The 25,678-nt window shown below is 68.0% G+C and carries 15 protein-coding genes and 2 tRNA genes; 9 read left to right on the plus strand and 8 right to left on the minus strand.

Annotated elements, in window-relative coordinates; translation table 11 throughout:
• Positions 1-212 precede the first annotated feature (212 nt).
• The 4 genes from OCQ_RS07330 (at position 213) to OCQ_RS07345 (ending at position 12,789) form a co-directional block, all read left to right on the plus strand.
• On the plus strand, positions 213-9,467 hold the full coding sequence (locus OCQ_RS07330) for a type I polyketide synthase (RefSeq protein ID WP_014384135.1): 9,255 nt from the start codon (positions 213-215) through the stop codon (positions 9,465-9,467).
• A 9-nt stretch (positions 9,468-9,476) separates the two neighbouring features.
• On the plus strand, positions 9,477-9,869 hold the full coding sequence (gene acpS / locus OCQ_RS07335) for a holo-ACP synthase AcpS (RefSeq protein ID WP_008255070.1): 393 nt from the start codon (positions 9,477-9,479) through the stop codon (positions 9,867-9,869).
• Positions 9,870-9,968: 99 nt separating this feature from the next.
• Positions 9,969-11,303, plus strand: a complete 1,335-nt coding sequence (locus tag OCQ_RS07340) for a dipeptidase (RefSeq protein ID WP_014384136.1) — start codon at positions 9,969-9,971, stop codon at positions 11,301-11,303.
• A 109-nt stretch (positions 11,304-11,412) separates the two neighbouring features.
• Positions 11,413-12,789 (plus strand): cytochrome P450, encoded by a 1,377-nt coding sequence (locus tag OCQ_RS07345; RefSeq protein ID WP_014384137.1) that lies wholly within the window; start codon positions 11,413-11,415, stop codon positions 12,787-12,789.
• Here the strand turns inward: OCQ_RS07345 and bcp are convergent.
• Positions 12,786-13,259, minus strand: coding sequence for a thioredoxin-dependent thiol peroxidase (gene bcp / locus OCQ_RS07350; protein ID WP_014384138.1), 474 nt, complete (start codon positions 13,257-13,259; stop codon positions 12,786-12,788). The genes OCQ_RS07345 and bcp overlap by 4 nt on opposite strands.
• A 104-nt stretch (positions 13,260-13,363) precedes the next feature.
• On the opposite strand from bcp, the gene OCQ_RS07355 reads away from it, so the two are divergent.
• Positions 13,364-13,591 carry a DUF3618 domain-containing protein gene (locus tag OCQ_RS07355; RefSeq protein WP_014384139.1) on the plus strand — a complete coding sequence of 76 codons (228 nt, stop codon included), beginning with the start codon at positions 13,364-13,366 and terminating at the stop codon, positions 13,589-13,591.
• On the opposite strand, the gene OCQ_RS07360 is transcribed toward OCQ_RS07355, so the two are convergent.
• The 4 genes from OCQ_RS07360 to OCQ_RS07375 form a co-directional block, all read right to left on the minus strand.
• Positions 13,578-15,317 (minus strand): DUF3556 domain-containing protein, encoded by a 1,740-nt coding sequence (locus OCQ_RS07360; RefSeq protein WP_014384140.1) that lies wholly within the window; start codon positions 15,315-15,317, stop codon positions 13,578-13,580. The two genes, OCQ_RS07355 and OCQ_RS07360, sit on opposite strands and share 14 nt — an antisense overlap.
• 150 nt (positions 15,318-15,467) lie before the next feature.
• Entirely contained in the window at positions 15,468-15,734 is a 267-nt protein-coding gene (locus OCQ_RS07365; RefSeq protein ID WP_014384141.1) for a hypothetical protein, read from the minus strand.
• Positions 15,735-15,873: 139 nt separating this feature from the next.
• Positions 15,874-15,949: transfer RNA gene (locus OCQ_RS07370), tRNA-Lys, on the minus strand.
• Positions 15,950-16,216: 267 nt separating this feature from the next.
• The gene (locus tag OCQ_RS07375) at positions 16,217-17,455 is read right to left on the minus strand and encodes a GNAT family N-acetyltransferase (protein WP_014384142.1); all 1,239 of its coding nucleotides are present in this window, start codon (positions 17,453-17,455) and stop codon (positions 16,217-16,219) included.
• A gap of 336 nt (positions 17,456-17,791) precedes the next feature.
• On the opposite strand from OCQ_RS07375, the gene OCQ_RS07380 reads away from it, so the two are divergent.
• The 3 genes from OCQ_RS07380 to OCQ_RS07390 all read left to right on the plus strand — a co-directional run bounded on the left by OCQ_RS07380 (position 17,792) and on the right by OCQ_RS07390 (position 22,491).
• Positions 17,792-20,155, plus strand: coding sequence for an MMPL family transporter (locus tag OCQ_RS07380; protein ID WP_014384143.1), 2,364 nt, complete (start codon positions 17,792-17,794; stop codon positions 20,153-20,155).
• A gap of 77 nt (positions 20,156-20,232) precedes the next feature.
• Positions 20,233-21,147 carry a DMT family transporter gene (locus tag OCQ_RS07385; protein ID WP_014384144.1) on the plus strand — a complete coding sequence of 305 codons (915 nt, stop codon included), beginning with the start codon at positions 20,233-20,235 and terminating at the stop codon, positions 21,145-21,147.
• 132 nt (positions 21,148-21,279) lie between these two features.
• Entirely contained in the window at positions 21,280-22,491 is a 1,212-nt protein-coding gene (locus OCQ_RS07390; RefSeq protein WP_014384145.1) for a L,D-transpeptidase, read from the plus strand.
• A 9-nt stretch (positions 22,492-22,500) separates the two neighbouring features.
• Here the strand turns inward: OCQ_RS07390 and OCQ_RS07395 are convergent, their stop codons facing one another.
• From OCQ_RS07395 to orn, 3 genes are all read right to left on the minus strand, one after another.
• Positions 22,501-22,878 carry a hypothetical protein gene (locus tag OCQ_RS07395; protein ID WP_014382148.1) on the minus strand — a complete coding sequence of 126 codons (378 nt, stop codon included), beginning with the start codon at positions 22,876-22,878 and terminating at the stop codon, positions 22,501-22,503.
• A gap of 111 nt (positions 22,879-22,989) precedes the next feature.
• Positions 22,990-23,065: transfer RNA gene (locus OCQ_RS07400), tRNA-His, on the minus strand.
• 49 nt (positions 23,066-23,114) lie between these two features.
• Positions 23,115-23,762: an oligoribonuclease gene (gene orn, locus OCQ_RS07405; RefSeq protein WP_008255097.1), complete on the minus strand. Its 648-nt coding sequence runs from the start codon at positions 23,760-23,762 to the stop codon at positions 23,115-23,117.
• A 201-nt stretch (positions 23,763-23,963) separates the two neighbouring features.
• On the opposite strand from orn, the gene OCQ_RS07410 reads away from it, so the two are divergent.
• Entirely contained in the window at positions 23,964-25,529 is a 1,566-nt protein-coding gene (locus OCQ_RS07410; protein ID WP_014384146.1) for a helicase HerA-like domain-containing protein, read from the plus strand.
• Positions 25,530-25,678: the final 149 nt, after the last annotated feature.

Raw genomic sequence — 25,678 nt, forward strand, 5'->3', positions numbered from 1 at the left:
ATCTTATGACACTCTTAGTACAGCCGATGAAGTCCGTCGCACCGCTCAGCGCCATCCGGGCGGTCGCCGACAACGCACCGGCCGCCGTTTCCCGGCTGTGATTCGACGCTGAACCACGCCGCATCGAGGAGCACTGGCGAGTGCCCACCCTCTGGTGGTGACCGCCCATACGAACCGAGACGTAAAGACGCATACCAGGGGAGACAGAGAAGGTGACAATCCACGAGCATGACCGGGTGTCCGCCGAGCGCGACGGGCAGGGCCCGCAGGGAGGCAAGCACCCAGCCGGGGACACCCACGCTCTTGTCGACCGCCTGACGGCCGGTGAGCCCTACGCCGTGGCGTTCGGTGGCCAGGGCAGTGCCTGGCTGGAGACCCTCGAAGAACTGGTGTCGTCGGCCGGCATCGAATCGGATCTGGCGGGGCTGGTCGGTGAGGTCGAACTGCTCCTCGAGCCGGTGGCAAAAGAGCTGGTCGTGGTGCGTCCCATCGGCTTCGAGCCGCTGACGTGGGTCCGCGCGCTGGCCGCCGAGGACCCGATCCCGTCGAACAAGCACCTGACCTCGGCCGCGGTATCGATCCCGGGCGTGCTGCTCACCCAGATCGCGGCCGTGCGCGCGCTGGCGCGGCAAGGCATGGATCTGAGCGCGACGCCGCCGGTGGCCGTCGCCGGGCATTCCCAGGGCGTGCTCGCCGTCGAGGCGCTCAAGGGCGGGGGCGCTCGCGACGTCGAGCTGCTGGCGTTGGCCCAGCTGATCGGCGCGGCCGGGACGCTGGTGGCCCGTCGCCGCGGGATCTCCGTGCTGGGCGACCGGCCGCCGATGGTGTCGGTCACCAATGCGGACCCCGAGCGCATCAGCCGGCTGCTCGACGAGTTCGCGCAGGACGTGCGGACCGTCCTGCCGCCCGTGCTGTCCATCCGCAACGGCCGCCGTTCGGTCGTCATCACCGGCACCCCCGAACAGCTGTCCCGCTTCGAGCTCTATTGCCAGCAGATCTCGGAGAAGGAAGAGGCCGACCGGAAGAACAAGCTGCGCGGCGGCGACGTCTTCTCGCCGGTGTTCGATCCGGTGCAGGTCGAGGTGGGCTTCCACACCCCCCGCCTGGCCGACGGCATCGACATCGTCGGCGCCTGGGCCGAGAAGGTGGGCCTGGACGTCGCCCTGGCCCGGGAACTGACGGAATCCATCCTGGTGCGCCCGGTCGACTGGGTGCAGGAGATCACCCGCGTCAACGACGCCGGCGCCCGGTGGATCCTGGACCTGGGTCCCGGTGACATCCTGACCCGGCTGACCGCACCGGTGATCCGCGGCCTGGGTGTGGGCATCGTGCCCGCCGCCACCCGCGGGGGTCAGCGCAACCTCTTCACCGTCGGCGCCGTCCCCGAGGTGGCGCGGGCCTGGTCGAGCTACGCGCCGACGCTGGTTCGCCTGCCCGACGGCCGGGTCAAACTCTCGACCAAGTTCACCCGCCTGACCGGCCGTTCGCCGATTCTGCTCGCGGGCATGACCCCGACCACGGTCGACGCCAAGATCGTGGCCGCCGCGGCCAACGCCGGCCACTGGGCCGAGCTCGCCGGAGGCGGGCAGGTCACCGAGGAGATCTTCGCCAACCGGATCGACGAGCTCTCCGGGCTGCTGGAGGACGGTCGCACCTACCAGTTCAACGCGCTGTTCCTCGACCCCTACCTGTGGAAGCTGCAGGTCGGCGGAAAGCGGTTGGTGCAGAAGGCGCGTCAGTCCGGCGCGGCCATCGACGGGCTGGTCATCAGCGCCGGCATCCCCGAGCTCGAGGAAGCCGTCGAGCTGATCGAGGAGCTGGGCGACGTCGGCATCAGTCACGTCGTCTTCAAGCCCGGCACCGTCGAGCAGATCCGCTCGGTCATCCGCATCGCCACCGAGGTGTCCACCAAACCGGTGATCGCGCACATCGAGGGCGGCCGCGCCGGCGGCCACCACTCCTGGGAAGACCTCGACGACCTGCTGCTGGCGACCTACTCGGAACTGCGGTCGCGCTCCAACATCACCGTCTGCGTCGGCGGCGGCATCGGCACGCCCGAGCGGGCGGCCGACTACCTGTCCGGGCGCTGGGCGCAGGCCTACGGCTTCCCGCTGATGCCGATCGACGGCATCCTGGTCGGCACCGCGGCAATGGCGGCCAAGGAGGCCACGACCTCGCCGTCGGTCAAGCGGATGCTGGTGGAAACCCAGGGCACCGACCAGTGGATCGGCGCCGGGAAAGCCTCCGGTGGCATGGCATCCAGCCGCAGCCAGCTCGGCGCGGACATTCACGAGATCGACAACAGCGCCTCGCGTTGCGGACGGCTGCTCGACGAGGTCGCCGGTGACGCTGACGCCGTGGCTCAGCGCCGCGACGAGATCATCGCGACGATGGCCACCACCGCCAAGCCGTACTTCGGCGACGCCGGCGAGATGACCTACCTGCAGTGGCTGCAGCGCTACGTCGAGCTGGCCATCGGGGACGGCGATTCCACCGCCGACACCGCCTCACCGGGCAGCCCGTGGCTGGCCGACACCTGGCGCGACCGTTTCCAGCAGATGTTGCAGCGCGCCGAAGCGCGTTTGCACCCAAAGGATTTCGGCCCCATCGAGACGCTCTTCAACGACGAGGCCCTGCTGGAGAACCCCGGGGCGGCGATCGATCTGCTGCTCGAGCGCTACCCCGACGCCGAGACCGTCCAACTGCACCCGGCCGACGTTCCGTTCTTCGTCACCCTGTGTAAGACGGTGGGCAAGCCGGTCAACTTCGTGCCGGTCATCGACAAGGATGTGCGGCGCTGGTGGCGCAGCGACTCGCTGTGGCAGGCCCACGACGCCCGCTACGACGCCGACCAGGTGTGCATCATTCCGGGCACCGCGGCCGTCGCGGGGATCACCCGAATGGACGAACCCGTCGGTGAACTGCTGGACCGCTTCGAGCAGGCGGCCGTCGACGAGGCGCTGGCCGCCGGGATCGAGCCGACGGCCGTCACGTCGCGCCGCACCGGCCGCGCGGATGTGACCGGGCCGTTGGCCGTCGTGCTGGATGCCCCGGACGTGCAGTGGGCCGGCCGCACCGCGATCAACCCGGTCCACCGGATCGCCGACCCCTCCGAGTGGCTGGTGCACGGAGACTCCGAAGGACCCGAAAGCCGCCGCGCCACGCACTCGTCGACCGGGGCGCGGCTGCAGGTCGAAGGCGACCGCGTCGTCCTCAGCGTCCCGGTGTCAGGGGTCTGGGTCGAGATTCCGTTCACCTTGCCCCCCAACACCGTTGACGGCGCGACGCCGGTGGTCTCCACCGACCATGCCGCCACGGCCATGCGGTCGGTGCTGGCGATCGCCGCCGGCGTCGACGGGCCGGAGTTCATGCCCCCGGTCACCGACGGAACGGCCACCGTCACCGTGGACTGGGACCCCGAGCGCGTCGCCGACCACACCGGTGTCACGGCCACCTTCGGGGAGCCGTTGGCGCCCAGCCTCACCACCGTGCCCGACGCCCTGGTCGGCCCGTGCTGGCCCGCGGTCTTCTCCGCAATCGGTTCGGCGGTCACCGACACCGGCATCCCGGTGGTGGAGGGGCTGCTGAGCCTGGTGCATCTCGACCACGCCGCGCACATGGTCGGCGCGCTGCCGAAGAACCCGGCCCAATTGACGATCACCGCAACGGCTTTGGCGGCCGCCGACACCGACATGGGGCGCGTCGTTCCCGTCTCGGTCACCATCGCCGGCGCCGACGGTGAGGTGATCGCGACCCTCGACGAGCGCTTTGCGATCCTCGGACGCACCGGTGCCGCAGAACTGGCCGACCCGGTGCGCGCCGGCGGCGCGGTCTCCGAAAACGCCACCGACACTCCGCGTCGGCGCCGCCGCGACGTCACCACCACCGCGCCCGTCGACATGCGACCGTTCGCGGTGGTGTCCGGCGACCACAACCCCATCCACACCGACCGGGCCGCCGCGCTGCTGGCCGGGCTGGAATCGCCCATCGTGCACGGCATGTGGCTGTCGGCCGCCGCCCAGCACGCGGTGACCGCCACCGACGGCCAGGCCCGCCCGCCGGCGCGACTGATCGGCTGGACCGCGCGCTTCCTGGGCATGGTGCGGCCCGGTGACGAGGTCGCCTTCCGCGTCGACCGTGTCGGAATCGACCAGGGCGCAGAGGTTTTGGAGGTCACCGCCAAGGTTGGATCCGACCTGGTGATGTCGGCGACGGCACGCCTGGCGGCCCCGCACACCGTCTACGCGTTCCCCGGTCAGGGAATTCAGCACAAGGGCATGGGCATGGACGTCCGCGCCCGGTCCAAGGCCGCCCGCAAGGTGTGGGACAAGGCGGACAAGTTCACCCGCGACACACTCGGCTTCTCGGTGTTGCACGTGGTGCGCGACAACCCGACCAGCATCATCGCCAGCGGGGTGCCCTACAACCACCCCGAGGGGGTGCTGTACCTGACGCAGTTCACCCAGGTGGCGATGGCCACGGTGGCGGCGGCGCAGGTCGCCGAGATGCGCGAGCAGGGCGCCTTCGTCGAAGACGCGATCGCCTGCGGGCACTCCGTCGGCGAGTACACGGCGCTGGCGTGCGTGACCGGCATCTATGAGCTGGAAGCGTTGCTGGAGACGGTGTTTCACCGTGGATCGAAGATGCACGACATCGTGCCCCGCGACGAGCTGGGCCGGTCCAACTACCGGCTGGCGGCGATCCGGCCGTCGCAGATCGACCTCCCCGATGACGAGGTCCCGGGGTTCGTCGCGGGAATCGCCGAGAGCACAGGCGAATTCCTCGAGATCGTCAACTTCAACCTGCGCGGCTCACAGTATGCGATCGCCGGCACGGTCCGCGGGCTCGAGGCGCTGGAGGCCGAGGTGGAGCGGCGTCGCGAGATCACCGGCGGCAAGCGCTCATTCATCCTGGTTCCGGGCATCGACGTGCCGTTCCACTCGCGGGTGTTGCGGGTGGGAGTCGCGGAGTTCCGGCGCTCCCTCGACCGGGTCATGCCGCGCGACAAGGATCCCGACGTCATCATCGGGCGCTACATCCCCAACCTGGTGCCCCGCCCGTTCACCCTGGACCGCGACTTCATCCAGGAGATCCGTGACCTGGTGCCGGCCGAGCCGCTCGACCCCATCCTCGCCGACTACGACACCTGGCTCGCCGAGCGTCGCATCGAGATGGCGCGCACCGTCCTGATCGAGCTGCTGGCCTGGCAGTTCGCCAGCCCGGTGCGCTGGATCGAGACCCAGGACCTGCTGTTCACCGAGGAGGCCGCCGGCGGCCTGGGTGTGGAGCGGTTCGTCGAGATCGGCGTGAAGTCCGCGCCGACCGTCGCCGGGCTGGCCACCAACACGCTCAAGCTCCCCGAATATGCCCACAGCACAGTCGAAGTGCTCAACGCCGAGCGCGACGCCGCGGTGCTGTTCGCGACCGACACCGATCCCGAGCCGGAGCCCGAGGTCGACGAGGTCGCGGTCGAGGCGCCGGAGGCATCCGGTTCGCCGGTGGAGCCCGCCCCGGCCGCCCCCGCACCGGCGGCCGCCGCATCGGGCCCGCGCCCCGACGACATCGGATTCGACGCCGCCGACGCGACGTTGGCGTTGATCGCGTTGTCGGCCAAGATGCGCATCGACCAGATCGAGGAGCTGGACTCCATCGAATCCATCACCGACGGTGCCTCATCGCGGCGCAACCAGCTGCTGGTGGACCTGGGTTCGGAGCTGAACCTCGGCGCCATCGACGGCGCCGCCGAAGCCGACCTGGCCGGGCTGCGCGCCCAGGTGACCAAGCTGGCACGCACCTACAAGCCTTACGGCCCAGTGCTTTCCGACGCGATCAACGACCAGCTGCGCACGGTGCTGGGGCCGTCGGGCAAGCGGCCCGCCGCCATCGCCGAGCGGGTCAAGAAGACCTGGGAGCTGGGCGAGGGTTGGGCCAAGCACGTCACGGTCGAAGTCGCGCTGGGAACCCGCGAGGGCACCAGCGTCCGCGGCGGCGCCATGGGTCATCTGCACGAGGGGGCCCTGGCCGACGCCGCCGCCGTCGACAAGGCCATCGACGCCGCGGTCGCGTCCGTCGCCGCGCGCCACGGCATCTCGGTCGCGCTGCCGTCGTCGAGCGGTGGCGGTGGCGGTGCGACCATCGACGCGGCCGCGCTGGGCGAATTCACCGCCCAGATCACCGGACGCGACGGCGTGCTGGCGTCGGCGGCCCGCCTGGTGCTGAACCAGCTGGGCCTCGACGACCCGGTCAGCGCGTCGCCGGCGGCCACCGATGCCGAGCTGATCGACCTGGTGACCGCCGAACTCGGCGCGGACTGGCCACGCCTGGTCGCGCCCGTGTTCGAGCCGAAGAAGGCGGTGCTGTTCGACGACCGGTGGGCCAGCGCCCGCGAGGACCTGGTCAAGCTGTGGCTGACCGACGAGGGCGACATCGACGCCCGGTGGGTGGAGCTGTCCGAAAGGTTCGAGGGCGCAGGCCATGTCGTGGCCACCCAGGCCACCTGGTGGCAGGGCAAGGCCCTGGCCGCGGGCCGGCAGATCCACGCGTCGCTGTTCGGCCGGATCGCGGCCGGCGCCGAGAATCCGGATCCCGGACCGTATGCACACGAAGTCGCCGTGGTGACGGGGGCCTCCAAGGGCTCGATCGCGGCGTCGGTCGTCGCGCGACTGCTCGACGGCGGCGCCACGGTCATCGCCACAACGTCGAAGCTCGACGACGAGCGGCTGGCGTTCTACCGGGGCCTGTATCGCGACCACGCTCGTTACGGCGCTGCGCTGTGGGTGGTCGCGGCCAACATGGCCTCCTACTCAGATATCGACGCCCTGGTCGAGTGGGTCGGCACCGAGCAGTCCGAAAGCCTTGGGCCGCAGTCGATTCACATCAAGGACGCGCAGACCCCGACGCTGCTGTTCCCGTTCGCGGCGCCGCGCGTCGTCGGCGACCTGTCGGAGGCCGGCTCGCGCTCCGAGATGGAGATGAAGGTGCTGCTGTGGGCGGTGCAGCGATTGATCGGCGGGCTGTCGAAGATCGGCGCCGAGCGCGACATCGCATCGCGGCTGCACGTCGTGCTGCCCGGCTCACCCAACCGCGGAATGTTCGGCGGTGACGGCGCCTACGGTGAGGCCAAGTCGGCGCTCGACGCGTTGGTGAGTCGTTGGCACGCCGAATCCTCGTGGGCGGCAAGGGTCAGCCTGGCGCACGCGCTGATCGGCTGGACCCGCGGCACCGGGCTGATGGGCCACAACGACGCCATCGTCGACGCGGTCGAGGAGGCCGGCGTCACCACGTACTCGACGGACGAGATGGCGGCAATGCTGTTGGCCCTCTGCGACATCGAGTCGAAGGTGGCGGCCGCCGCAGAGCCGATCAAGGCCGACCTGACCGGTGGACTCGGGGAGGCCAACCTCGACATGGCCGAGCTGGCCGCCAAGGCCCGCGAGCGATCCGCCTCGGGCGAGGACGACGACCCCGAGGCGCCCGAGGCCGAAGGCAGCATCGCCGCCTTGCCGTCCCCGCCGCGCGGCTACAGCCCCGCGCCGCCCCCCGAATGGGCGGACCTCGACGTCGACCTCAACGACCTGGTGGTCATCGTCGGCGGCGCGGAACTCGGGCCGTACGGTTCGTCGCGGACCCGCTTCGAGATGGAGGTGGCCGGCGAGCTGTCGGCGGCCGGTGTGCTCGAGCTGGCCTGGACCACCGGACTGGTCAAGTGGGAGGACGATCCCCAACCCGGTTGGTACGACACCGAATCCGGCGACTTGGTCGATGAGTCGGAGCTGGTCGATCGCTACCACGACGCCGTGGTCGAGCGGTGCGGCATCCGCGAATTCGTCGACGACGGTGCGATCGATCCCGATCACGCCTCACCGCTTCTGGTCAGTGTGTTCCTCGACAAGGACTTCTCGTTCGTGGTATCCAGCGAGGCCGACGCGCGTGCGTTCGTCGAGTTCGATCCCGAGCACACCGTGGCCCGGCCGGTGCCGGACTCCAGCGACTGGGAGGTGATCCGCAAGGCGGGCACCGAGATCCGCGTTCCGAGGAAGACCAAGCTGTCGCGGACGGTCGGCGCGCAGATCCCCACCGGGTTCGACCCGACGGTGTGGGGCATCACCCCGGACATGGCCAATTCCATTGACCGGGTGGCGCTGTGGAACATCGTGGCGACCGTGGACGCGTTCCTGTCCTCGGGCTTCACCCCGACCGAGCTGCTGCGCTGGGTGCACCCCAGCCTGGTGGCCTCCACGCAGGGCACTGGCATGGGCGGCATGACCTCGATGCAGACCATGTACCACGGCAACCTGCTGGGCCGGGCCAAGCCGAACGACATCCTGCAGGAGGTCCTGCCGAATGTCGTTGCGGCCCACGTCATGCAGTCCTACGTCGGTGGTTACGGCGCGATGGTGCACCCGGTCGCGGCCTGCGCGACGGTCGCGGTGTCGGTCGAGGAGGGCGTGGACAAGATCCGGCTCGGCAAGGCCGAATTCGTGGTCGCCGGTGGGTTCGACGACCTGACCCTGGAGGCCATCATCGGCTTCGGTGACATGGCGGCCACCGCCGACACCGAGATGATGCGGGCCAAGGGCATCAGCGATTCGAAGTTCTCGCGCGCCAACGACCGGCGCCGCCTCGGGTTCCTGGAAGCCCAGGGGGGTGGCACCATCCTGCTGGCCAACGGCGCGCTGGCGGCCAAGATGGGATTGCCGGTGCTGGCCGTGGTCGGCTACGCACAGAGCTTCGCCGACGGTGTGCACACCTCGATCCCGGCGCCCGGGCTCGGAGGCCTCGGCGCCGGTCGCGGTGGCAAGGACTCGCAGCTGGCCCGCTCGCTGGCCAAGCTGGGCGTGGGAGCCGACGACATCGCGGTCGTGTCCAAGCACGACACCTCGACGCTGGCCAACGACCCCAACGAGACCGAGCTGCACGAGCGGTTGGCCGACTCGATGGGCCGGTCGCCCGGCAACCCGCTGTTCGTGGTGAGCCAGAAGACCCTCACCGGTCACAGCAAGGGTGGCGCGGCAGCGTTCCAGCTGATGGGCCTGTGCCAGATGCTGCGTGACGGCGTCATCCCGCCCAACCGCAGCCTGGATTGCGTCGACGACGAGCTGGCCACCGCCGGTCACTTCGTCTGGGTGCGTGAGGCTTTGGACCTGCGCGGCAAGTTCCCGCTCAAGGCCGGTCTGGTGACCAGCCTCGGCTTCGGCCACGTGTCGGGTCTGATCGCGCTGGTGCACCCGCAGGCGTTCATCGCCGCGCTGGACCCGGCCGATCGGGACGGCTACCGCAAGCGGGCCGAGCAGCGCCTGCTGGCCGGTCAGCGTCGGCTGGCCTCCGCGATCGCCGGCGGGCGTCCGATGTATGAGAAGCCGGCCGACCGGCGGTTCAACCACGACGAGCCGGAGAAGCGTCAGGAGGCGGCGATGTTGCTCAACGCCGACGCCCGCCTCGGCGAAGACGATCTTTACGTCGGCTAGGGTCGGTGCGTGGCGATCGTCGGAGTAGGCATCGATCTCGTCTCCATCCCGGATTTCGCCGAGCAGGTCGACCAGCCGGGCACTGTCTTCGCCGAGACGTTCACCCCGGGTGAGCGCCGCGACGCCTCGGACAAGAGTTCGTCGGCGGCGCGTCACCTGGCGGCTCGGTGGGCGGCCAAGGAGGCGGTGATCAAGGCATGGTCAGGGTCTCGCTTCGCGCAGCGGCCCGTGCTGCCCGAGGACATCCACCGCGACATCGAGGTGGTCACCGATATGTGGGGGCGGCCGCGGGTGCGGTTGAGCGGCGACATCGCCAAACACCTGGCCGATGTAATCATTCACGTGTCGTTGACGCACGAGGGGGACACCGCCGCCGCGGTGGCGATCCTGGAGACGACGTAGGCTCCTCCCTCTGTCTTTGAGTGTGGGTCCTCTGGGCGAATTCACGCCGGTCTTCGTACCTAGCCCCCACGCTCGACGGCGCGTGCGTAGGAGGAAGACATGAGCGATCTGGTTGACCGCGTCCGCGAGGTGCTGCCGTCGGTGCGGCGCGACCTGGAAGACCTGGTGCGCATCGAATCGGTGTGGGCCGATCCTGGCCGACGCTCCGAGGTGCACCGCAGCGCCCAGGCGGTGGCAGATCTGTTGTCGCAGGCCGGTTTCGGCGACGTGCAGATCGTCAGCGAGGGGGGAGCGCCCGCGGTCATCGCGCGCCATCCCGCGCCGCCGGGCGCGCCGACCGTGCTGCTGTATGCCCATCACGACGTGCAGCCCGAGGGCGACCGCGGCCAGTGGACGTCGCCGCCGTTCGAGCCCACCGAACGTGACGGGCGGCTCTACGGCCGCGGCAGCGCCGACGACAAGGCCGGTATCGCAACGCATTTGGCGGCCTTTCGGGCACATGGCGGCCGGCCGCCCGTCGGCGTGACGGTGTTCGTCGAGGGCGAAGAGGAATCCGGTTCGCCCTCGCTCGCCCGATTGCTTGCGGCCCACCGCGACACGTTGGCCGCCGACGTGATCGTCATCGCCGACTCGGACAACTGGAGCGCCGACACCCCGGCGCTGACGGTGTCGCTGCGGGGTCTGGTCGACTGCGTGGTCGAGGTCGCCACGCTCGACCACGGGCTGCACTCCGGCCTGTGGGGCGGGGTGGTGCCCGACGCGCTCAGCGTCCTGGTGCGGTTGCTGGCCAGCCTGCACGACGACGACGGCAACGTGGCCGTGGCGGGCCTGCACGAAACCGACACCGCCGCGCTGAACTACCCCGACTACCCGGCCGAGCGGGTCCGCACCGACTCCGGCCTGCTCGACGGCGTGTCCGAGATCGGCTCGGGCTCCGTGCCGCAGCGGCTGTGGGCGAAACCCGCGATCACGGTGATCGGCATCGACACCACCCCCATCGACAAGGCGTCGAACACGCTGATCCCGCGGGCGCGGGCCAAGATCAGCATGCGGGTGGCTCCCGGCGGCGACGCCGCCGCGCACCTGGACGCCCTGACCGCCCATTTGCAAAGCCACGCACCGTGGGGCGCGCACGTCAGCGTCACCCGCGGCGACCTCGGCGAGCCCTACGCCATCGAGGCCAGCGGCGACGTCTACGACGCGGCCCGCGCGGCGTTCCGGCGGGCGTGGGGGGCCGAGCCCATCGACATGGGCATGGGCGGCTCCATCCCGTTCATCGCGGAATTCGCCGCCGCCTTCCCGCAGGCAAAGATCCTCGTCACCGGCGTGGAAGACCCGGGTACCCAGGCGCACAGCATCAACGAGAGCCTGCACCTGGGGGTGCTGGAACGCGCCGCGATCAGCGAGGCGCTGCTTCTGGCCAATCTGGCCTGAGAGCGCGGCTGAGCGGGAAACTCGCCTGCCCGAATGCTTAACGAGACCGATAGTCTCGTCGCATACTGCTTCTACAGGCAGCAGCCACTCGTCCGCAGGAGACGCCACCGTGAGTACGGAAGACACCCTCACCGGCATCACGCGCACCAAGGCCGGCAAGACCCACCGTTACCACTTCGATCGCCACACCCCGGAGTACCGCGAGCGGTTCACCGCAATCACCGAGGAGATGCACGCCAAGTGCCCGGTGGCGTGGACCGACACCTACGACGGGCATTGGGTGGCGGCGGGCAGCCGGGAGGTCTTCGAGCTCGCGCGATGCCCGCACGTGTCCAACGACCATGACGTCACCGGCGAAGGCACCGGCTACAAGGGCATCACCATTCCCACGATTCCGCAGGCCACCGGCGTACGTGGCGGCATGCTCGAGATGGATGAACCCGAGCACTCCGCCTACCGCAGCATCCTCAACCCCTACCTGTCGCCGGCGGCCATCAAACGCTGGAAACCATTCGTCGACGAGATCGTGCGGGCCAGCATCGACGAGAAGATCGAAACCGGGCGGATCGACTTCGTCGACGATCTCGCGAACGTCGTGCCGGCCGTCCTGACGCTGGCCCTGATGGGCGTTCCGCTGAAGAAGTGGCAGCTCTATTGCGAGCCGGCCCACGCCAACGTCTACACTCCCGCCGATTCCCCGGACGCCCCAAGGGTTTTGGAGCAGACGATGGCGATGGGCGCGGACCTGTTCAACCACCTCCTCGAGATCCGCGAGCACCCGCGCCCCGGCATCGTGGACGCGCTGGCACGACTGCGGATCGACGGCGAACCCGCCCCCGACGCCGAACTGCTCGGAATGCTCGGCCTGATCATCGGCGGAGGTTTCGACACGACGACGGCGTTGACCGCGCACGCGCTCGAATGGCTCGGCGAAAATCCCGAGCAGCGCGAACTGCTGAGGCGGGAATCGGACACGTTGCTCGCCTCGGCGACCGAGGAATTCCTGCGTTTCTTCACGCCCGCGCCGGGGGACGGCCGCACGATCGCCGCCGATCTCGAGATCGCGGGCATGCAGTTCAAGGAGGGCGATCGCCTGTGGCTGTCCTGGGCGATGGCCAACCGCGATCCCGCGGTGTTCCCCGATCCGAATCGATTGGACCTGGCGCGAAAGAACAACCGGCACTTCAGCTTTGGTCTAGGCATCCACCGCTGCATCGGCTCGAATGTCGCGCGGGTGGTGTTCAAGTCGATGCTCACGGCGGTCCTCGACCGGATGCCCGACTACCGCTGCGACCCCGAAGGCACCGTGCACTATCCGACCATCGGCGTGATCCAGGGCATGCAGCACCTTCCGGCGACCTTCACCCCCGGCAGGCGGCTTGGCCCGGGGATCGACGAGACGCTGGAGAAGCTGCAGCGGGTGTGCGACGAACAGGGGATCGCGCGGCCGATCACCGAGTACGCCGAGGCCGCCGTCATCAGCTAGACGGACAGGTCGCGGCGCAGCTTGGCGACGTGGCCGGTGGCCTTGACGTTGTACTGCGCGACGGCGATCTTGCCCTTCTCGTCGACCACGAACGTCGAGCGGATGACGCCCGTGACGGTCTTGCCGTACATCTGCTTTTCGCCGTAGGCGCCATAGGCCGTCAGCACTTTGCGGTCGGGATCGGACAGCAGCGGGAACGTCAGCCCCTCCGCGTCACGGAATTTGGCGAGCTTCTCCGGCTTGTCGGGGGAGATGCCGATGACATCGAGGCCGGCGCCGTGGAGCTCGGCCAGGCTGTCCCGAAAGTCGCACGCCTGCTTGGTGCACCCGGGAGTCGACGCGGCCGGATAGAAGTAGACGATGACCCGGCGCCCCTTGTAGTCGGCCAGCGACACCTTGTTGCCGTCGGCGTCGGGCAGGCTGAACGAGGGCGCTTTGTCGCCGGGTGCAAGCCGCGTGGTCTCGGTCAAGGTGGGGCCCTTTCTGTTCACCGGAGCGTCGGGGTTACCGCCAGCTGATCTAGGGTAGTTCGGGCAGGTGCATGAGCCGGATAGTGGGCGACTTGGAGGACACAGTGGCGGACCGGGACCCCGAAGCCATCAAGCGGGACATCGACGTCGCCCGTGACCAGCTGGCGGCCACCGTCGACTCGCTTGCCGAGCGGGCCAATCCTCGGCGCCTCGCCGACGGCCTGAAGGTTCGGGTGATCGGATTCGTGCAGAAGCCCGTGGTGCTGGCGTCGCTGGCGGGGGTCGGGGCCCTCGTCGTCGTGGTGGCGGTGCGGCGCGTCAGGAATCGGTGACGCGCCCGGACTGGACGTACACCGGAATGTCGTCGGCCCAGGGCTGATTGGTGGCCATGTCGTCGACGTCGCAGTAGCCGCGTTCGAACTCGCCCGTCGCCGCGTCGACCAACCGGTATTCCTGCCGCTGTTGGTGGATGGGCTGGGCGTCGAGGATCACCACCCGCACCTCGCCCGGCTCGAACCCGCACCGTTGCTGTAGCGCCTCGATCAGGCACTCGTTGTGCATGTGCCCGTCGCCGAAGTTCCAGCCCAGCACCATTGAGCACAGGATTTCGCCCTCACACAGGTTGTAGTCGTCCTCGTCGTAGTCGGCCATGGCCCGGTGTGCCAGCGTGAGCAGCGCGCGTCCGTGGGTGTTCATGCCCCGGAACGCCAGGGCCAGGTGCAGCGGGATCAGGGTCTCCTCTTTGCTCCCGTACAACCGCTCGAGCTGCAGGTGCTGCATCGGGCCCAGGGCGCGCGAGCCGACGCGGAACTTCTCGTCGGCCGACGGCCGCACGCACCACAGGGTGGTGTCCCAGTTGCCAGCGTAGTAGCGCATGCCCGGCAGGAAGGAGACCTTGCGCGGGTAGAGGTTCCCGACGACGACCGTGCCGGCTATCACCGCGAACAGGACGGCGATCGGCAGCGGGTGGGCGATGTCGGACAGCCCCAGGCGCGCGTGCGCGACGAACAGCCACAGCACCCCGAAGATCATGAACACGTTCCATTCCAGCGGCACGCCCATCGGAAAGGCCAGCAGGATGTTCAGGTGGAACACGATCATGACGAACGCCGCGATGGCCGTCGGCCAACCGCCGTGTGAGAACAGGAGCACCAACGGCACCAGCCCTTCGACCGCGGTCGAGAAGTGCGCGATGAAACCCGCCAGCGCGCTGGGCCGCAGGTCGTCGGGGTGGTGTTTGAACATCGACCGCTTGAGCGGTCCCGACGGGATGAACGGATTGTTCGCCAGCATGGTCGAGATCACGAACGGGAAGTGCCGGTTGAGTTTGGAGGTCGCCGCGCCCAGCCAGATCACCATGAAGACGACCTTGGCACCGACGACGATGTCCGCCCCGGCGAACAGGAACGTCAGCGCCAGCGGCGCGTACACCTCGCCGCGCGCGGCCAGGAAGATCACCTTGTCGCGCAAGCTGATTAGGGCCAGGACCGCCAGGACGGCGACGGTCTGCCACCGCGGCAGCACGCCGATCGCGGTGTCCAGGCCGGGAATCGGCCCGCCGCCGTCGGATAACAGCGCGGTCACCAGCAGCAACAGCAGCATGCCGTAGAGCAGCGCGTCCAGCGGGGTCCGGGTGCTGCCCCTGGTGAACGGCACCCGGTCGGGCCACGGCGGCAACCGGATGGTGCCGGGCCGCAGCCAGTACAGGATCGACCCCATCGGGGGGAAGTAGCGCCCGGCGAGCGGCCCGAAGCAGCAACCGAGGCCGACGACCTCGAACAGCATCGTGTAGAGCACGGCCTTCTGGAACACAATCGGCTCCGACCACCACGCGCCGACCTGTGTGAAGCCGCCGATGCCGGAGGTCGACCACGCGAAGAGCCAGCCGCCGAGGATGTAGAGCGCGATCTTCACGCCGTACATCACGTGCATCACCAGCGGGGTGCCGAAGCCGTGCTCGGCGATGTGGCGTGCCATCGGCACGATCCGTTCGGCGCGTGAGCGGGTGGTCCACTCGGCCATGTCGACGACCGGCAGGTTGGGCCGGATGAACCCCATTGCAGCTCCTTCGACGCAGCATGTCCCAAGGGGCCTGTCGGCGCTTTCGGCGCCAACCGGTGCCAGCAAGAAATTACCTGTCGGAGGGGCTTTTGCGGCGGGATACGACGCCAAATTTTTGGGGCGGCAGCGCGCGAGGGGTAGTCGGGGCTACTCCCAGCCGGGCGGGTCGTTCTCGGCCATGTAGGCCTCCCACGCTGCGCGCCGCACGGCCCGGGTTTGCAGGTCCTGACAGATCGCCTGCGCCTCGGCGGCGCTGCCGGCCCGGCCCAGGTCGTGGTGCACGAAGCCGTCATCGACCCGTTCGGCGCGGAAGCCGCCCGTCGAGACCAGATGGACCCGGTACTCGCTGCGGTCGTCGATGTTGGCATGGAAGTGGCCCTCGAAGGGTTCGACCCACTTCAGCTCAGTTTTCACACGAGCCCTCTGAAAAACCCCACCGCAGCGATGCTAGGACCCGCAGGGTTACTGGGAAAGGGATTGCCCGGAGATCGCTACCCATCGGGTCAACCCCCTGAAGTGCAGAAGCCACCAAATAATGAACTATTCGGTGAGCTGGTGCGCCGTCAGGGTTTCGAACCCCGGACCCGCTGATTAAGAGTCAGCTGCTCTACCAACTGAGCTAACGGCGCTTGTGGTCGGCCGAGACCGCGTAGGCGACAATAACAGGCGTCCGGCCGTCCCGTGAAATCCCGACCGCGTCCCAGGATAGCCGCTCGGCCGCCAGTGAACCCGTTGTGCCGCGGCCGCCCAGCTCGCCCCGCGACCGGCGGCGCGTGATGGCGGCCAGAGTTGCGGCGGACCCGCCGCCGCGGGTCATCGGCCGCCGAGAGATGCGTTACCCCGAAACGAATCCGAAATAGTCTGTGCCGCAATCTGATTCGTGGCTCAACGAGCGATCAGAAGAGCGTGCCGCAATAGGGCACGCGGTCGGTGGCGAAGATGGCGTCCAGCGTGCGCACCGCGCCCGGCTGCAGCTCGGTGAGGCGGTTCGCCCTGTGGAGTTCCGATGGTCGGTGCGCTCCCATGTAGATCGTCCCCAGATCACCGAGGCGTATCTGGACGTCCGCGGGCCCGTCGTGGGGCGTGCACTCGCCGACACCATCGCGCGTCCGCAGCCGGAAGTGTCCACCCGCGACGGTGAGCGGGTCCGTGATGTCCAAGACGACGTCGGCGTCGGCCGAATAAGCGCGGGTGGCGAGCGCCGCGGGCACGTTCATGATTCGCAGCCACAGAAAATCGCTCATGCCTATCGTTTTCGCGGCGAGTTGGTCTTTGAGTTTGAGCGGGAGCGGGTCATCGACAGGAACCTCCATCACGACGTTGTCGAACGTTTTGGAGCCCACCAGCGTCGCCAACAGCTCGTCGTGGGCTTCGTTCGTGACCGCGCAGAAGTCTTGGACGATCACGCTTCCGAAAGGCCGCCGATAGGCGTGCGGCGACGCACCCGCCACCCGATAGGTCACAAAACCATCCGGGTGGACGATGAAATTGAGCGCCGATCCGTTGTCCCGCTGGGTGATCCTGTCTTCCAGGATGTCGTCCCACCACGCATCATCTCTGCTCAGCGCACCCGGGGTGATGCTGCGCCATCGCTCGTAAACCGAGGGTAGCAAGCGTGCCGCCTCGGCAGCGTCGACCTCACGAGCCCGATTTCGGTCGGGTTTGTTGCGCAGCTGGGTGAAACGCGGCTCGATGTCGTAGGTCCTGGCGTAGCTGGCCACCCCGGCCCCAAGGATTTCGTAAACCGTTGGCTGGGTGGGAACACCACAAAGAATGGGATAACCACGCTCCTGCAATATTCCGAAGCCGTGGATGCTGAGCTGTTGCCAGATTCCCTTACCTTGATGCGTCGCGGCGACCGCAATCATCGACAACCACGCGGCGTCGAGACTGGCGCCGCCCGGCACCGTGAGCCGCAGTGGGTAATAGAGGGAAGTTCCGACCAGGTGTGGCTTTTCCGGATCGGACATGTCTTCGGCGATCAGGATATTTTGCAGGTTGGTCCGGCGCGTCCAGGCTGCGACGTCGTGCGGGTCCACCGCAACCCCGTATGCGCGCGCCTGGTTCTCGTAGACGGCTTGCCAGTCCTTCTCGGTTGGATGCTTGATCCTGATGGCTTCGTTGGTTGTATTCATCGATCATCCAATTCGATTGTGGCCCAGCCGAATCCGTGATTTAACCGAATCCACCAAAGCTCGTTTACTGGAATGCCGCCCTTCTTCGGTACCCGAGTCCGGGGTTATGAAACGTCGCGACAACGTCGGCGACGCCGCCCACAAGCCGTCATCGTAGGAGCTGGGGTGTAAGGCGGATCACGGGTGTGACGGAATCATTGCGCGAACGCGGCCGTCTTACTTTTACATAGGCCATGCGTCCATCTCCGACGCAGCCGCGGAAATGAGTCCCTGAGGGGGGCGTCAAACGGGCTCGCTGTGGGTATAGAGCTAGGCCGGGGCGCCAGAACGGAAAGGATGGCAGTGCTGCGAGGAGTTGCTCGGCTGGCCATCACGGCGCCCAGGCGCATCATTGCCGCCGCCGTTCTCGTCCTCGTGGCCGCCGGGATCTTCGGGATTCCGGTGGTCAACCGTCTGTCGGCCGGCGGCTTCCAGGACCCGACATCGGAATCGGCGCGGGCGACCGAACTGCTCAGGGACAAGTTCGGTCAAACCGACCAGAAGATGCTCATCGCGCTGACAGCGCCCGCGGGCGCCCACAGCGGAGAAGCGCGCCAGGTCGGCACAGACATCGTCGACCACTTGAAACGATCGCCGTGGGTCATCGACGTCTCTTCGGCGTGGACATCGCCGCCTCAGACGGCGGCCCAGCTGGTCAGCAAGGACGATAAGTCCGGGATGATCGTGGCCGACCTGCGAGGCGGGGAGAACAAGGCCCAGGAGTACGCCAGCACGCTCATGCGTGAACTGGTCCACGACCGTGACGGCGTCGCCGTTCGCGCCGGTGGGATGGCTGTGGCGTACGCGCAGATCAACGGGCAGAACCAGCGAGATTTGCTGTTGATGGAGTCCATCGCGATCCCGTTGAGCTTCGCGGTCCTGGTCTGGGTGCTCGGCGGTGTGGTGGCGGCGACGCTGCCGATCGTCCTTGGCCTCTTGGCCATCGTCGGCACCATGTCGGTGCTGCGGTTGATCACCTTCGCCACCGACGTGTCGACCTACGCCCTGGACCTGAGCATCGCCATGGGCCTGGCCCTGGCCATCGACTACAACCTGCTGATCATCACCCGCTACCGCGAGGAGCTGGCCCGGACCGAGGACCGCGACCGGGCGCTGTATCGCACCATGGCCACCGCCGGCCGGACCGTGCTGTTCTCGGCCACGACCGTCGGGCTGTCGATGGCGGTGATGGCGCTGTTCCCGATGTATTTCCTGAAGTCGTCGGCGTACACGATCGTGGTCACCGCGATCATCGTGGCCCTGGCCGCTGTCGTGGTCACGCCTGCCGCGATCGTGCTGCTGGGGCCGCGGTTGGACTCGCTGAACGCGCGCCGGGTGATGCATCGCGTGCTGCACGGGCAGCGTGCGTTCCGCGATCACGCACACCAACCGCTCGAGACACAGTTCTGGTATCGGTCGACCCGCTACGTGTTGCGCCACGCCATGTCGGTCGGTCTGAGTGTCGTGGTGTTGCTGCTGTTGCTCGGGGCGCCGTTCCTGGGGGTGAAATGGGGCTTCCCCGACGAGCGGGTGCTGCCCAGAGGGGCGTCGGCGCGTCAGGTGGCCGACATGTTGGACAACGATTTCGCTAACGGGCTGGGCACCGGGGTATCCGTCGTCGTCCCCGACGCCCGCGGCCTGAGCCCCGCCGACCTGCAGCATTACGCCGCCGAGCTGTCCCGCGTGCCTGACGTCTCCGCGGTGAGCGCGCCGACCGGCACGTTCGTGGGCGGAGAGCGGGTGGGCCCGCCGGCCGAGGCCACCGGCATGTCCAACGGCGCCGCGTTCTTGACGGTGTCGAGCACCGCCCCGCTCTATTCGAACGCCTCAAATACCCAGCTCGACCGATTGCATCAGGTCGCTGGACCCTCGGGGCGCTCGGTGCTGTTGACCGGTCTGGCGCAGATCAACCGCGACAGCGTCGACGCGATCACCCAGCGTCTGCCGATCGTGTTCGCCCTGATCGCCCTCATCACGTTCGCGCTGCTCTTCTTGCTGACTGGCAGCGCGGTGCTGCCGTTGCAGGCGCTGGTGTGCAACGTGCTGTCACTGACGGCGGCATTCGGCGCGATGGTGTGGATCTTTCAAGACGGCCACCTGGGCGCCCTGGGCACCACACCGAACGGCACGTTGAACGCCAACATCCCGGTGCTGTTGTTCTGCATCGCCTTTGGGCTGGCCATGGACTACGAGGTATTCCTGGTCTCGCGCATCCATGAGTATTGGCTGGCCTCGCAGGCCGACCGAGAGACGCCGCCGACCGCACTCGAGGCGCGCGCCGCCACCGACGAGAGCACGGCGCTGGGCATCGCCGGGATCGGGCGCGTCGTCACGACCGCCGCAGTGGTGATGTCGATTTCGTTCGCCGCGTTGATTCCCGCGCACGTGTCGTTCATGCGAATGCTGGGCCTGGGTCTCACCCTCGGCGTGCTGGTCGACGCCACCCTGGTCCGAATGGTTTTGGTGCCGGCCTTCATTCATCTGTTGGGCCGTTGGACGTGGTGGGCCCCAAGGCCGTTGGTGTGGCTGCGCGAGCGGTCCGCAACCGGTGAAGAGGGCGAGGTCGCGGTGGGGCGCGGCCGCTGGGCCCGCGACGCACCGAACGGGGGCCGGTCATTGACCAGAAGGTGGGCTGACAGGGCCACCGCCCATCGCAGCTGAACTTCCGATATGCGTCGTGCAGCAAGGGTTTTCCAACACTCCGGAGCTCGCACCACCGGATACCGACGGAGATTTTCATGTCGCACACACTGATCGCCGCTCTGCTCGCACTGAGTTCCGCGCTGTGCATTGCCACGGGCGACGTGCTGCAGCAACGCGCGGCGCAGCGCATCACCGACCGGGCGGTGGGCTCCGTCGAATTGTTCGCCAATTTGCTTCGCAGCCAACGCTGGTGGTGGGGCACGCTGTTGTTGGCGGCGAGCATCGCGTTGCAGGTCGCGGCCCTGGGTGAAGGATCGGTGCTGCTCGTCCAGGCCTTGCTGATGTCGTCGGTGCTGTTCGCCCTGCCCCTCAACGCCAGGTTGTCGCACCGCACCGTGACCGGCGGGGAATGGGTGTGGGCCGCGCTGTTGACGGCCGCGGTGGTCGTCGTCGTGGTCGTCGGCAATCCGCAGGCCGGCCATAGTGGCGCATTGCTGAGAACCTGGGCCGTGGTGGCGATCGTCCTGGGGCCGCTGCTCGTCGGCTGCGTGGTGGCCGGCCGCATCCGGGGTGGCGTGGTGGCCGCCGTGTTGTTCGCCTTCGTGTCGGGGGCGCTGTGGGGCGCCTTTGCGGCGCTCACCAAGGAGGTCGTCGCTCGGCTCGGCGACGGGCTAGGCGCCGTGACCCGCGCTCCAGAGCTCTACGCCTGCATCCTGGTCGCGCTGGGGGGCGTGGTGTGGAGCCAGGCCGCATTTCGGGCGGGCCCGCTGACCGCGTCGATGCCCACGCTGCAGGTGTCGCAGCCCGTGGTGGCGGCGGTCCTGGGCGTGGTCGTGCTCGGCGAGACGCTGAACACGGGTCGCGCCGGGATGATCGCCCTGGTGGCGGCCGCGTCGGTGATGACGGCGGCCATCATCAAACTCGCCCGCGTCGAGGCCGTCGCGACCCGCGACCGGGCCGAATCGCAGCTGCAGGAAGCCCGCGCAGATGTGGTGCCGCGAGGTCGCTGACCTCGCCCGAGTGACGAATTCATTGCGGCGGAGACACCGAACGGCCGCCCGCGCCGGTGTGGGCATGTCGGGTCGGCGAAACCCTTTAGAATGCGTGCAGCGAGGTCAGCGGTGACCAACTTCGAGAATTGAATGGAAGGTCACTGGATGACGCCTTTGCGTGGACGCAGATCGTGGCTGGCGGCCGCGATCGCCGCGGTTGCCGTGTTTGCCGTCGCCTGCGGTGGCAACCACGCGGCCGCGCCGGCGAAGGTGATCTTCGACAAGGGCACGCCCTTTGCCGACCTGCTGGTCCCCAAGCTCACCTCCTCGGTGACCGACGGCGCCGTCGGCGTGACGGTGGATGCGCCGGTGACGGTGAGCGTCGCCGACGGCGTGCTCGCGTCGGTCACCATGGTCAACGAAAACGGCAGGTCGATCAGCGGGAAGCTGAGCCCCGACGGGCTGCGCTGGTCCACCACCGAGCAGCTCGGCTACAACAGGCGCTACACGCTGAACGTCAAGGCGACCGGGCTGGGTGGCGCGGCCAGCAAGCAGATGACCTTCGCGACCAGCTCACCGGCCCACCTGACCATGCCGTACGTCAGTCCGGTCGACGGCGAGGTGGTGGGCATCGGCCAACCGGTGGCGATCCGCTTCGACGAGAACATCGCGGACCGGGCGGCGGCCCAGAAGGCCATCACCATCACCACGAACCCACCGGTGGAGGGTGCGTTCTACTGGCTCAACAATCGCGAAGTACATTGGCGCCCAGAGCATTTCTGGAAGTCGGGAACGACCATCGACGTGGCCGTCAACACCTACGGCGTGGATCTGGGCGACGGGATGTTCGGTGAGGACAACGTCAAGACGCACTTCACCATTGGCGACGAGGTGATTTCGACCGCCGACGACACCACGAAGACCGTGACCGTGCGGGTCAACGGTGAGGTCGTCAAGACCATGCCGACGTCGATGGGCAAGGACAGCACGCCAACGGCCAACGGCATCTACATCGTTGGCGCGCGGTTCAAACACATGATCATGGATTCGTCGACCTACGGGGTTCCGGTCAACTCGCCCAACGGATATCGCACCGAAGTCGACTGGGCCACCCAGATGTCCTACAGCGGAGTCTTTGTGCACTCCGCGCCGTGGTCGGTCGGCGCCCAGGGTCACACCAACACCAGCCACGGGTGCCTGAACGTCAGCCCCAGCAACGCCGAATGGTTCTACGACCACAGCAAGAGCGGTGACATCGTCGAGGTTGTGCACACGGTGGGCCCGACCTTGCCGGGCACCGAGGGGCTCGGCGACTGGAACATCCCGTGGCCGGAGTGGAAGGCGGGCAACGCCAACACCTGACCGGCTCGGTCAGTCGATCTTGTGCCAGCTTCCGCAGCTTCGGGTCATGAACGCGGTATCGGTCCGCATGATCCGAACCACCTGGGGGCCGTCGCCGACGTTGTTGTCGATGATGTCGTTGGTGTCGAAACTGCGCAGCCTTGCCCAATAGCAGCCGTATTTGCCGCCATCGGTCCGATAGGTGCCCGCCGCGATGTCCTTGTTGACGATGTAGGTGCCGTTGGCCTCGATGGACGTCTTCGGGCCCGGTGGGGGCGGCGGGGCGACGGTCTTCGTCACCGTTTTGGTCTCAGCCGGCGGGGTCGATATGACCGTCGTCGACGTGTGGCTCGAACCACCGCAGCCCGCGAGGAACAGCGCGGCGGCCGCGATGGCCGTTCGCATCATGGGCGAGGCAAGACGTTGTCGATTCACTGCATTCCACTCACCGGTGCAACAGCGGTGCGCGGAGTCGCTACCACCGTAAAAGGTCAGGGAGCGGCGATGCTCCCTGACCAATGGGGTGAGTGACGGGACTCGAACCCGCGACATTCAGGATCACAACCTGACGCTCTACCAACTGAACTACACCCACCATGGCTGTGTGCCGACCCGCAGGCCTGCACGAGCAGCGACTGTAGATACTAGCGGCTCGTCGGCGCGCTGGCCGAATCGCTTGGTCCCGGTGCGTCTCGTCCACCGTCAAGGGAGGTGACCACCGCCTCGATTTCGCTGGTAGACGGGCCCGGTGGGGAGACGAACGCGGTGCGCCGATAGAACTGCAATTCGCGGATCGACTCATGGATGTCGGCCAGTGCGCGGTGGGCGAGCCCCTTGGTGGGCTGGCCGAAGTAGATCCGCGGATACCAGCGGCGGCAGAGTTCTTTGATCGAGCTCACATCGATCATGCGGTAGTGCAGGTACGTGTCCAGCGCCGGCATGTCGCGCACGATGAACGCGCGATCGGTGGCGATCGAGTTTCCTGCCAGCGGCGCCGTCTTGGGTTGCTTGACGTGTTGGCCGATGTAGTCCAGCACCATCGCCTCGGCAGTCGCCAGGTCGACGGCGGACGCCCGCACCTCGTCGATCAACCCGGAGCGCGAATGCATTTCGGTCACCACGTCACCCATCGCCGAGAGGGCGGCGTCGTCGGCGTGGATCACCACGTCCACACCGTCGCCGAGGATGTTCAGATCGGCGTCGGTGACCAGGGCCGCGATCTCGATCAGCTTGTCCGAACCGAGATCGAGTCCGGTCATCTCGCAGTCGATCCACACCAATTCGTCACGCACAGCGCTCAGACTAGTGGCGATCGCAAGCGCGGCGGAGCCGGGCGCGGCGGGTCGCCACCATCGGACCCGTGGCGATCGCAAGCGCGGCGGAGCCGGGCGCGGCGGGTCGCCGTTGGGCCTCGCCCCCGGATCCGCCCGAGAAGTAGGGTGAGCGTTGTCGAACTGCATGCCGAATCACTGGGGAAGAGGGGGCGCAGCACGATGAGCACCGATTCAGCGGCAACGCCGGCGAGCCGGATCGCGGACGGCTACGCCGTCGACGGCCAGGCACTGGAATTGGGCACCGTCGTGGTCGACGGCGCCGCCGATCCGACGGCGCAGATCCGCATTCCGCTGGCGACCGTGAACAGGCACGGGCTGGTGGCCGGCGCCACCGGAACCGGCAAGACCAAGACGCTGCAGCTGATCGCCGAACAGCTCAGCGCCGCGGGTGTACCCGTGCTGATGGCCGACGTGAAGGGCGACCTGTCCGGGCTGTCCGCACCGGGGAAGGGCGACGACAAAACCGCCGCGCGTGCCCGCGACACGGGAGACGACTGGACTCCGACGGGCTTCCCGGTGGAGTTCCTGTCGCTGGGCACCGGTGGGCTCGGCGTGCCGGTTCGGGCCACCGTCGACAGCTTCGGCCCGGTGCTGCTGTCAAAGGTGTTGGGGCTCAACGCCACTCAAGAGTCCACTCTGGGCCTGATCTTCCACTGGGCCAAGGAAAAGAATTACCAGCTGGTCACCCTGGCCAACCTGCGTGATGCCATCACTCACCTGACCAGCGACGAGGGCAAGGCCGACCTGAAATCCCTTGGCGGTGTGTCGTCCACGACGGCCGGCGTCATCCTGCGCGCGCTGGTGAACCTCGAGGGCGAGGGCGGCGACACGTTCTTCGGCGAGCCGAAGCTCGACCCGAACGACCTGCTGCGCGTCGAGGGCGGCCGCGGCATCATCTCACTGTTGGAGTTCGGCGGACAGTCGTTGCGCCCGGTCATCTTCTCCACCTTCCTGATGTGGTTGCTGGCCGACCTGTTCACCGTCCTGGACGAGGTCGGCGACATCGACAAGCCCAAGCTGGTCTTCTTCTTCGACGAGGCGCACCTGTTGTTCGCCGACGCGTCCAAGGCCTTCCTCGAGCAGGTCGAGCAGACCGTCAAGCTGATCCGCTCGAAGGGCGTCGGGGTGTTTTTCTGCACCCAGTTGCCCACCGACCTGCCCAACGACGTGCTGTCCCAGTTGGGCGCGCGGATTCAGCACGCGCTGCGGGCGTTCACCCCCGACGACCAGAAGGCGCTGTCGAAGACCGTGCGCACCTACCCGAAAACCGATGTCTACGACCTGGAGTCGGCGTTGACGTCGCTCGGGATCGGCGAGGCCGTCGTGACCGTGCTCTCCGAGAAGGGCTCGCCCACCCCGGTCGCGTGGACCCGCATGCGGGTGCCCCGCTCGCTGATGGCGTCGATCGGCAACGAGGCCATCGGGGCCGCGGCCAAAGACAGTCCGCTGCAGGCAAAGTACGGCCACACGGCTGAGCCCCCGGCGCAACCCCAGCCGGCCCCCCAGGGTCCGCAGGCGCCCCAAGCCCAGTCCGACTACCCGCCCGTCCCCTCGAACGAACCCGTCCCGCCGATGCCGGAGCCGGCGGAACCCAAAGGGGAAAAGGGCCCGTCGATGTGGGAGGAAGTGCTGCAGAACCCGACGGTGAAAAGCGGCATCAACACGGCGATACGCGAAGCGGTGAGAAGCATTTTCGGCGGCACTGGTCGCCGCCGCCGGAAGTAGTGGGGTGCCTCCGTCGCCGTCGATCGCGGACGTAACGCCACGGCGAAGAATCGCGCGCAAAACCGCCGCTGCGTTACGACCGTGAGCGGAGGGGCCGGCCCGAACCGTGAGCGGAGGGCCAGCACGACCGTGAGAGGAGGGCTGCCCAA

The organism is Mycobacterium paraintracellulare (genome assembly GCF_000276825.1).
Classification (GTDB): domain Bacteria; phylum Actinomycetota; class Actinomycetes; order Mycobacteriales; family Mycobacteriaceae; genus Mycobacterium; species Mycobacterium intracellulare.

Bases quoted from the DNA above. Each gene is read 5' to 3' on its own strand.
- OCQ_RS07340 (WP_014384136.1), top strand. From the start codon at position 9,969: ATGAGCGATCTGGTTGACCGCGTCCGCGAGGTGCTGCCGTCGGTGCGG.
- OCQ_RS07360 (WP_014384140.1), bottom strand. From the start codon at position 15,317: ATGGGGTTCATCCGGCCCAACCTGCCGGTCGTCGACATGGCCGAGTGG.
- OCQ_RS07375 (WP_014384142.1), bottom strand. From the start codon at position 17,455: ATGAATACAACCAACGAAGCCATCAGGATCAAGCATCCAACCGAGAAG.
- OCQ_RS07380 (WP_014384143.1), top strand. From the start codon at position 17,792: ATGGCAGTGCTGCGAGGAGTTGCTCGGCTGGCCATCACGGCGCCCAGG.
- OCQ_RS07385 (WP_014384144.1), top strand. From the start codon at position 20,233: ATGTCGCACACACTGATCGCCGCTCTGCTCGCACTGAGTTCCGCGCTG.
- OCQ_RS07390 (WP_014384145.1), top strand. From the start codon at position 21,280: ATGGAAGGTCACTGGATGACGCCTTTGCGTGGACGCAGATCGTGGCTG.
- OCQ_RS07395 (WP_014382148.1), bottom strand. From the start codon at position 22,878: ATGATGCGAACGGCCATCGCGGCCGCCGCGCTGTTCCTCGCGGGCTGC.
- OCQ_RS07410 (WP_014384146.1), top strand. From the start codon at position 23,964: ATGAGCACCGATTCAGCGGCAACGCCGGCGAGCCGGATCGCGGACGGC.